The organism is Empedobacter sp. 225-1 (genome assembly GCF_030328185.1).
Classification (GTDB): domain Bacteria; phylum Bacteroidota; class Bacteroidia; order Flavobacteriales; family Weeksellaceae; genus Empedobacter; species Empedobacter stercoris.
In genome coordinates, this window is sequence record NZ_JACALO010000063.1 from 1 (window position 1) to 8,952 (window position 8,952).

General features: G+C 31.7%; 9 protein-coding genes and 2 pseudogenes. 2 read left to right on the forward strand and 9 right to left on the reverse strand.

What is annotated here, in order from left to right; genetic code table 11:
* Nucleotides 1-191: 191 nt before the first annotated feature.
* From HX088_RS13290 to HX088_RS13320, 7 genes are all read right to left on the reverse strand, one after another.
* Nucleotides 192-761, reverse strand: a complete 570-nt coding sequence (locus HX088_RS13290) for a hypothetical protein (RefSeq protein ID WP_286484403.1) — start codon at nt 759-761, stop codon at nt 192-194.
* Nucleotides 762-1,123: 362 nt separating this feature from the next.
* A complete protein-coding gene (locus HX088_RS13295; RefSeq protein ID WP_286484404.1) occupies nt 1,124-1,696 on the reverse strand; it encodes a hypothetical protein in 573 nt (190 codons plus the stop codon).
* 452 nt (nt 1,697-2,148) lie between these two features.
* On the reverse strand, nt 2,149-2,604 hold the full coding sequence (locus HX088_RS13300; protein WP_225542449.1) for an HRDC domain-containing protein: 456 nt from the start codon (nt 2,602-2,604) through the stop codon (nt 2,149-2,151).
* Between the two features lie 458 nt (nt 2,605-3,062).
* Nucleotides 3,063-3,176, reverse strand: a complete 114-nt coding sequence (locus tag HX088_RS13305) for an RteC domain-containing protein (protein ID WP_225542448.1) — start codon at nt 3,174-3,176, stop codon at nt 3,063-3,065.
* A gap of 429 nt (nt 3,177-3,605) precedes the next feature.
* The gene (locus HX088_RS13310; RefSeq protein WP_286484405.1) at nt 3,606-4,247 is read right to left on the reverse strand and encodes an HdeD family acid-resistance protein; all 642 of its coding nucleotides are present in this window, start codon (nt 4,245-4,247) and stop codon (nt 3,606-3,608) included.
* Nucleotides 4,248-4,293: 46 nt separating this feature from the next.
* Entirely contained in the window at nt 4,294-5,262 is a 969-nt protein-coding gene (locus HX088_RS13315) for a Na/Pi cotransporter family protein (protein WP_286484406.1), read from the reverse strand.
* On the reverse strand, nt 5,183-5,557 hold the full coding sequence (locus HX088_RS13320) for a transposase (protein ID WP_260542502.1): 375 nt from the start codon (nt 5,555-5,557) through the stop codon (nt 5,183-5,185). The genes HX088_RS13315 and HX088_RS13320 overlap by 80 nt, the downstream gene beginning before the upstream one ends.
* Before the next feature lie 307 nt (nt 5,558-5,864).
* Between HX088_RS13320 and HX088_RS13325 the strand changes: the two are divergent.
* Nucleotides 5,865-6,185 (forward strand): annotated as a pseudogene (locus HX088_RS13325) (transposase); the annotation flags it as partial.
* A 152-nt stretch (nt 6,186-6,337) separates the two neighbouring features.
* On the opposite strand, the gene HX088_RS13330 reads toward HX088_RS13325, so the two are convergent.
* Nucleotides 6,338-6,907 carry a hypothetical protein gene (locus tag HX088_RS13330; protein ID WP_286484409.1) on the reverse strand — a complete coding sequence of 190 codons (570 nt, stop codon included), beginning with the start codon at nt 6,905-6,907 and terminating at the stop codon, nt 6,338-6,340.
* 401 nt (nt 6,908-7,308) lie between these two features.
* On the opposite strand from HX088_RS13330, the pseudogene HX088_RS13335 reads away from it, so the two are divergent.
* A pseudogene (locus HX088_RS13335) lies at nt 7,309-7,629 on the forward strand (transposase); the annotation flags it as partial.
* 155 nt (nt 7,630-7,784) lie between these two features.
* Here the strand turns inward: HX088_RS13335 and HX088_RS13340 are convergent.
* Complete coding sequence (locus HX088_RS13340) at nt 7,785-8,564, reverse strand: tetratricopeptide repeat protein (RefSeq protein WP_286484412.1); 780 nt, start codon at nt 8,562-8,564, stop codon at nt 7,785-7,787.
* Nucleotides 8,565-8,952: the final 388 nt, after the last annotated feature.

Genomic DNA, 8,952 nt, shown 5'->3' on the forward strand with positions numbered 1-8,952 from the left:
TAGTAGATTTCTGACTCGAAAATATCGTTTTTACTACAGAAAATGAGTAGATATTATAAGCAGTTTTTTATTCATCGCTTCCAATGTAGCTCAAATCTTTGTTTTTTTTGTCTAACTGAAATCGAAAATGATATGTACCGTTTTCTATTTTGTTATTTGTCCAATATTCCCTTTCAAAATAATTATTTGTTTCAAAAATCAACTGTGTCAGAGGTTTTGTATGCTGGAAGCGGAAGCTCGGTATAATCTGTAAAATGTTCTTTATAATTTTTAGATGTCTTTATTGTCTCAGAAATACGGTTAAAATCATTGTCGGACAGTTTTAACGTAAATGTTTCATAGTAGTCTCTGAAACCTCTTGCTTCGTTCTTTAAAATTTTGAAATCGTCTTTTAATTCTATATTATGATAGCTGAGAATTTTTGTAGCATCTTTCTTACTAAATGTCCAGTCTGAAATCCAAGGTTGCATTATGAGAAGAAAAAATCCTACAATCAGAATTGTCGATATTACAAGTCCTATTTTCTTAAAAGCAGTAAAAATCCAATAAGAAATGAAAATTATTTGGAACATAATAATCACAAGCCAAATAAAATTTACTAGAAAGTCTAAATTTCCGATTAGTGTCAGAGTTATTATTACTGCTAAAGTTCCTCCAGCGATATATCCAGCCAGACATTGTCCTTTTTTAAACGGAATAAAAAAGCATAGAAATGTCAATCCATAAAGTATTAAGGTTGCTGTAATCGTAAAGGCATTCATTTCTTGCATTGTGTCGTCTAAAAATTGCTGGTAACATCAGTCTGTGAAAAAAGTACACAACTCCCTTTCAAATATAGTTAGTATTTCTGAAATTCATAAGGTATTCATAATTCACGGTTTTATACCTATAATCAATGGTTTAGACAGACAAAAACGCTAAATTAACTATAAAAAAAGCAGTAATCGTAAAATTACTGCTCGTATATCTTAAAAGTACACAGTGATTATTAGTTCATCTACCTCATGCATTCTATTTGTTTTTGTATTCGGTGAACCTAAAGGTTTAGTGTCTTCCAGACAAGACGACCCAAGGGCTTTGCCCGAACAGAGCGAAGCTAAAGCTTTGTTATTACACGACGTTTTTATTCTAAAACTTCAGCAGGAATTATTTTTTCAAGTAATGTTTTCATTCTCGGATTATCAACTGTAACAAATTTCCAGTTTTTTAAGTCAGAGTTAGAACTTGCTATTGCAACTTTTTTAGCATTAATTTTAAAAAATCCTGATGATTTATCTAATGAGACATTTCCTTTACCAAACTTGTTTTCAAAAGAATTTATTAAAGCTTGTACTTTGCTTTCATCAGTTAAATCAAGATCAATCATTTTCATTTCAATAGGCGAAAAGTACTCAACCTTTATATAATCAATATTTTCGATTCTTTTAGAATCACTAATTTCAGATATTATTGGTTTTGAAGTTTTATACTCAATATTTGGCATTTTATAAACTGCTTCAAGTAAACTTTTCATTGATTCCTTTGGAATTATTTCGAATAGTTTTGGATTTGTATATTCTAATGCATCATCAATTTTATTATCTAAAACAAGCTGATTATAATCCATAAAATCTCGTTCAACATTTTGTTTAGCAGTCTGAGCAAACGCAAAGTTTACAGATAAAAATAGAACAGCACTTAATAATAATTTTTTCATTTTATACGTAATGTTTGGAAAAATTTAGTGTAACATCAGTCTGTGAAAAAAGTACACAAACTCCTTTCAAATATAGTTAATATTTCATCAATTCATTAGGTATTCATAATTCACAGTTTTATGCATATAATCAATGGTTTAGACTGACAAAAATTCTAGATCAGCCCAAAAAAAAGCAGTAATCGTAAAATTACTGCTTGTATATCTTAAAACTGCACTTCGAAAACTCCATCATACGTATTGAGCTTCCTACGGTTTAACTCATCTATTTGATTTGTTTTGTTTTTGTATTCGGTAAACCTAAAGATTTCGTGCACTCCGGTCAAGACGACCCGAGGGCTCTGCCCGAACAGAGCGAAGCTAAAGCTTAGTTATTAGCAGCATCACCGCAGAAGTGATGCTGTATTGTATCAGACGTAGTCGAGGCACAATAACTAACAAAATATTGGTTTTTAGATTGAATTAAGAACAGCGATTATATCATCTCCGTATTTTGTAATTTTTTGTCCACCACTAACAAAGCCCTTTACTTTTGAAAGTTCATCTACTGATTGAGGTTTTATTTTAGTTATGGTCATAAGCTCTGTGTTATGAGCAACTACATAACTAGGAACATTTAATTCACTCGCTTTGTCTTGTCGCCATTCTCTCAAAACATCATAAATATTTTTCTCTTCTTCTGTAAGTTCTGTTTCCGAAATTACAGCATTTTTTTCAGAGTTTCTGTCTTGTCTGTTTGTTTTTTGCTCCTCATAAAAAACTAAAATTGACCAAAAGTTAGGCTGTCCATTTATGAGCTCTGTTACTGTTTTCTTGACAACTACATTGTCCAAAAAACTATTTAAAGTGTCTTGGTCTATTTGTAAATTTTCTTTGTTCAGCCGTATGTAAAAGTGCTTTATTTTCATTTTTATACTGTTAAATTGTCAAGTTACGGTTGTCCCAAGCGGTTGCTGCTAACGTCAGTCTGTGAAAAAAGTACACAAACTCCTTTCAAATATAGTTAATATTTCATAAATTCATAAGATATGAATAACGAAGCGTTTTATACCTAAAATTAGTGGTGTAGACAGACAAAAATGCTAAATTAACTATAAAAAAAAGCAGTAATTGTAAAATTACTGCTCATGTATCTTAAAGCTGCACTTCGAAAACTTCATCATACGTATTAAGCTTCCTAAGGTCGGCCTGCCCTGAGTTTATCGAAGGGTTCAACGGGCTTTACTTCATGGTTTATTATTTGTTTTAGTATTCAGTGATTTTCAATTCATCTTGTGCCCACCCACCGGACAAGACGACCCGAGGGCTCTGCCCGAACAGAGCGAAGCTAAAGTTTAGTTATTAGCTGTAGTCTCTTATATTTTATTCACCACTTGTAGTTGATTGGCTTTGATTCGATTTTATAAACAGCATTATAGTAAATGAGCTTCGAAACAATAACAGGTTTCTGATATTTGAAAAAATAGATTTCTGCTTCCATATCTTTAAAATCGTTTTTTAGTACAAACTCTTTTAAATCTGAAAGGCTTTTAATGATAAGCTGTATAATAGCTTCTATCCGTTGTATAGAACAATCGCCTTAATCTCTAATTCATTGATTGCAATTTCCAACTCAGACATTATTTTGTTGTAAAATTTATCCATTGAGTTGTCTTAAAATAATCATACATTAATAAATATAAGTTTGCATAAACGTGCCAATTAGGAACTATTCAGTTCATTTGAACACACTGCTTAGTGCTTATTATAGGGGGGATTACCAGCTTCGCTTTCCATCCCCATTTACTATATAATCTGCCCTGTCACAAATGAACTATCATTTAAAACATCCTTCCTTAAATATTTACTTTCACTGAAACAGGCATTGTGGACTAATACAAAAAGTAACTTATTTTACCTATTACTCTTACTAATCTTCACGCTCAATTTCTTCATAATATTCTTTTTTCAACACCTCTATTTTTTCATTAAGCTCTTTTCTGATTTTAGAAGGTAGAGCTTTTAGTTTCTTTAGTTGAAAACCTAAAACAATTCCCGTAATACCAGAAAAAATGAAGGCTAAAGCTGTCATTACCACTAATGATATTCCTGTGAAAATTGGGTTGAATAATAGAATAATGGAAAACACAAGTCCCAGAATACTTGCTATGGCAAGATTCCCCCATTTTAAAGAGCCATAATTTTTAAGCTCAAAAGAGAACCCCAATCCTTGTATCGAACGAAACATAAGTGTAAAGCCAACAACAAGTGGTAATGTAAATGCTGATATTTCAGGTCTGGATAATAGCATCAGACCGATAACCGTATTAAAAATACCTCCCGTCAAATACCAACCCCATCCCTCTATTATTTTTCTGTTCTGTACAGAAAATAAAGTTTCAGCAATACCTGAGAACAAAAATGAAAGGCTGAATAGCATCGTTAATGTGCCATAGGTTTCGAGCGGTGTTGTGAAAATATAAATTCCAAATACGATTAGAAGTACCCCAATAATTGCAGGTACGTACCAATGTTTTACTGTTTTTTTGATTGTTTTTAAAAATGTAGCCATAACACTTAGTTTTTACTGTTATTAAATTATATTTTCTTTTGTTTTTTTAACTCGTAATTTCTATTTCTGAAGGTTGTTCAAATGATTGTCTATACCATTTATGTTTTTGTAATCTGCGAATCGTTGGATTTATAAACAAAAGGAAAAATAGCGATGTAAACGTATTACTCACCGTAAATGCCATAGCTACTTGTAATGCAGGTATATCGCTGAATGAGAGTGCTATATTTTTCAGAACACCGAAAAATGGTAACATAATAATAACCCCAACAATATTAAAAGCCGATGCCGACCATGCTACCAATTTTGATAAAGATGAAAATTTTAAACTAACAAGCAGTGCAGTGGAAGTAGTACCTATATTAGCTCCGATTACTATAGGAATAGCAACTTCAATATCAATAGTACCTTGTGAAAGTAAGACAATGACTAATCCGACAACTACAGAACTGGATTGAATTGTTATTGTAATGATGATGCCGTAGATAATGCCTAATAAAGGATTCGATGCCTTAGATAAAATATTTACCAATAAAGGGTCGTTCTTTATTGGCTCCATAGCTTGACTGATAAATGATAATGAAAAAAATATAAAACCAAAGTAAAATACAGATTTACCTGCAACGGCAATTTTAGTGGGTATCATACTAATTACTGTTCCTAAAACAATAAAAAACGGCCCGAGGAAAGACGAGTTCATAGATACAATCCAAGCTGTTGATGTATTACCGATATTTGTACCAAGCATAATTAGAATACTATCACGGAAAGTAATAATACCTGTATTAACCAATGAAACCGTCAGTGTTGATACCAAGGTACTTGATTGTACAATGGAAGTAAACAGCCCTCCCAATAAAAATCCACCCAATGGTAATTTGGTTATTTTGCCAATCCATTTTGATAGCTTTTCGGTGCCAAGATTTTCTATTTCTTTACTGAAACTCTGCAATCCAAATACAAACAGAGCTATCGATGCTATTATGATTATAAACGTTTGAAAATTCTCTAACATTCTTTTTGCTTATTCTTCCTATTGATAAATGATTTTCTTTTTCGATGACCTCTTTTAAAATACTGTGATCCAAACTCAAATCCGCATACATCTTCTTCAAGCGTGCATTTTCTCGCTCCAATTCTTTGTATTGACGCAACATTTCTTGATCCATGCCACCATACTTGCGCTTCCACAAATAAAAGGTATTTGGACTGATGGATAATTCTCGACATATATCGGATGCCTTTTTTCCAGCTTCATGCTCCTTGAGTACTTGGCTGATTTGTGTTTCTGTAAATCTTGACTTTTTCATCTCTAATAACAGTTTAAATTTATAAATTTTTCTAATCTTTTAAACTGTCGGAGTTTTTGGGGGATTTACATATATAGCAAGACCATTCAGTGCGATGGCAAACCCCATGTGCTTGTTGCACAACTCAAAAATAAAAAAAATTCGGATCTTGTAGTATGCAAGGACGAAAAGAATTTACCCCACAATTATTTTACGAACTAAGCTGAGAGCGGTTAGTTCAACCGATAACTTTTATCGCCGTGTAAATCAAGCATTAGATTTACATTTTTTGTACAAATCCACTCAAAAACATTATGGCACTCAAGGTCAAGAAAGCATTCACAAACCTTTGTACGATAAAATGCACGAAAAACTCACCAAAAACAAAGCATATCACCGCAGGTTAGTAAAGCGTCGAAGTGCTACGGTAGAACCCGTTTTAGGAACGTTGATTAACTTTTTTAACCTAAAACGAATCAACAGCAGAGGAATGGCACAAGCCAATAAACACGTTTTGATGTCAAGTTTATCTTACAACTTGAAAAAATACCTGCGCTTTATTTTCAAAATCCCGAGTGTTTTAGCCCAAGTTGTATCCCTAAAACAAGGGAAATACAGCTTTTTACAAAAGTACTCCTTCACAACTTAAAAAAGTGCGTTTTTAAGCAAACCTAATTTTATATTATAATATATTTTCCAAAAAACAAACCTCGCTTAAAATGGCTTAAACGAGGTCAAATATTTTAAATTTTTATAATAATTGGAGTTGTGCAACAGTTACCGATGTTAGCTGTAGTCTTTTTATTTGTTAATTATTGGAATTGAGAAAGGATTATTATCATTTTTATCTCGATACAAATCAATAGTATTATTCTTTACATTTATTTTTCCGTACTGAAATTGAAATTTATTCTTGTCAAAATTTTTAAAATAAATTAAGTTTTTATCAATTTCATAGTTTCCTTTAGTTTTATCCATTCCAAAACAAATACTTTCATAAATGAATTTATTCGTTTCTTTAAGTTTTAGTGTTGAAGTACAATTTGCAGCACCTTCAGTTTGAGCAAAGTATAAATTTTCACCTTCAAGTTTATCAAAATTTATTATTCCAGTTGGTTTTATGATTATTGTCGTTAAACAAATTATCATAAATCCTAATAAATAATTTCTAGTTTTTTTTGCAAATTTTTCTTTGATAGAAATATAAATCTGTCTAATTAATTCAATAAATAAAATGAAAAAGATAATAAATAGAATAATAAAAATTGGGAAAGTAAGAATTCCAAATTCACCTTCCCAAAAATAACTCAAATTCATTAATAAAAATAAAATTAGAGTTGTAGTAAATTGTATTGGATATTCCTTTATCATGGTGTTTGGATAAGATTACAGCTAACGAGCCGAGTATTTGCGAAGAACGGGAGAGAAGTTGAACGTAAGTTCAAGTTCGTCCGTTCAAGCAAATTGCTTGGCTGAAACTAAATTAATTGATAGTTTTAAGAAAAGCAATTTTGCTAGCGGAAAAAGATAACAAAAAAGTTAGCCTTCAGCCCGTTTTTTCGCAAATACTATGTGCTTGTTGCACAACTCAAAAATAAAAAAAATTCGGATCTTGTAGTATGCAAGGACGAAAAGAATTTACCCCACAATTATTTTACGAACTAAGTTTAGAAAGGTTAGTTCCACCCGATAACTTTTATCGCCGTGTAAATCAAGCATTAGATTTACATTTTTTGTACAAATCAACTCAAAAATACTATGGCACTCAAGGTCAAGAAAGCATTCACAAACCTTTGTACGATAAAATGCACGAAAAACTCACCCAAAACAAAGCATATCACCGCAGGTTAGTAAAACGACGAAGTGCTACGGTAGAACCCGTTTTAGGAACGTTGATTAACTTTTTTAACCTAAAACGAGTCAACAGCAGAGGAATGGCACAAGCCAATAAACACGTTTTGATGTCAAGTTTATCTTACAACTTGAAGAAATATCTACGTTTTATTTTCAAAACCCCGAGTGTTTTAGCCCAAGTTGTTTCCCTAAAACAAGGGAAATACAGCTTTTTACAAAATTACTCCTTCACGACTTAAAAAAGTGCGTTTTTAACCCCCTATAATATTACAATTTAGCATATTTCTTTAAAAACAAACCTCGCTTAAAAAGGCTTAAACGAGGTCAAATATTTTAAATTTTTATAAAAATTGGAGTTGTGCAACAGTTACCTTTGTTATATGATGTGTTTGTTTTAGAGTGAGTTTTTATAAAGTTCACCTAGATTCATAAGTTTTTTTCCTAAAAGGTTTTCAGCGTCTTTTGGAGCATTTTCGATTTGAGATTTCGTTAGACTTTTTTCAAGTTCTTTTATTTCTTTAATAACTTCTTCTTGTTTTAATATACTAAAGTCAACTTTGAATTCATTGTAAATTAAATACCATAAATAACTTTGATAAATATCTTTTTCGAAATATTCGCCTTTTTTATAAAAGTTGGCAATTTCCAATCTCGCAGAGGTAATATTTCCACTTTGCGAAAGATTTTCAGGATTTGGAAGTTTTGCTAATCTAATAATCCATTCTTTAAATTTCGAAATATCCGCTTGTACTCCGTTTCCAGTTAGATAACAATTCACAACATTCCATATACAGGTTGCGTCATTATTGTTTGCGCATTTCAGTGCGTATTCAAAAGCTTTTTCAGAGTTTTGTTCAATTCCTTGACCATTTCCATATGCCATCATCATAGCATAATGTCCGTCATTAAATCCATTATCAGAAGATTTTGAATACCATTTAATAGCTTCTTGTTCATTTTTTTGAATTCCAATTCCTTCTTGTAAAAAGATAGCATAATTATATTGGGCTTCTGGATTACCCAATTCAGCGGATTTTTTTAATATAGGAAGTGCTTCTTCAAACTTTCTTTCTTGGATTAATTCTTTAGATTTTAGATTTAGTTCTTCTGCTGATTGAGCAAAAGTGAAACTTGAAATAAAGAGTGAAAATAATAATATAGAGATTTTGTTCATTTGCGCAATTTTGGAAAACATATCATATAACGAGCGGGCCGCGGCTTGGCGAAGTGCGGGCTTGAATTGAGCGAAAGTTCAATTCAGACCGAAACGTAGCCAAAGCTGTGAGCCTTTTGGTAAATTTAATAAAAAAACAAAAGCAAACAGCTTTTGGCGGATAAATAGGCGAGAAGTTCAATTTTTTACTTAACCCCGCATTTTGCCAAGCCGATGTGCTTGTTGCACAACTCAAAAATAAAAAAAAATTCGGATATTGTAGTATGCAAGGACGAAAAGAATTTACCCCACAATTATTTTACGAACTAAGCTTAGAAAGGTTAGTTCCACCCGATAACTTTTATCGCCGTGTAAATCAAGCATTAGATTTACATTTTTTGTACAAATC

Excerpts from the sequence above, each read along its gene's own strand:
- HX088_RS13305 (WP_225542448.1), bottom strand. The coding sequence starts at position 3,176 with ATGGAAGCAGAAATCTATTTTTTCAAATATCAGAAACCTGTTATTGTT.
- HX088_RS13340 (WP_286484412.1), bottom strand. The coding sequence starts at position 8,564 with ATGAACAAAATCTCTATATTATTATTTTCACTCTTTATTTCAAGTTTC.
- HX088_RS13320 (WP_260542502.1), bottom strand. The coding sequence starts at position 5,557 with ATGAAAAAGTCAAGATTTACAGAAACACAAATCAGCCAAGTACTCAAG.
- HX088_RS13315 (WP_286484406.1), bottom strand. The coding sequence starts at position 5,262 with ATGTTAGAGAATTTTCAAACGTTTATAATCATAATAGCATCGATAGCT.
- HX088_RS13330 (WP_286484409.1), bottom strand. The coding sequence starts at position 6,907 with ATGATAAAGGAATATCCAATACAATTTACTACAACTCTAATTTTATTT.
- HX088_RS13295 (WP_286484404.1), bottom strand. The coding sequence starts at position 1,696 with ATGAAAAAATTATTATTAAGTGCTGTTCTATTTTTATCTGTAAACTTT.
- HX088_RS13300 (WP_225542449.1), bottom strand. The coding sequence starts at position 2,604 with ATGAAAATAAAGCACTTTTACATACGGCTGAACAAAGAAAATTTACAA.
- HX088_RS13290 (WP_286484403.1), bottom strand. The coding sequence starts at position 761 with ATGAATGCCTTTACGATTACAGCAACCTTAATACTTTATGGATTGACA.
- HX088_RS13310 (WP_286484405.1), bottom strand. The coding sequence starts at position 4,247 with ATGGCTACATTTTTAAAAACAATCAAAAAAACAGTAAAACATTGGTAC.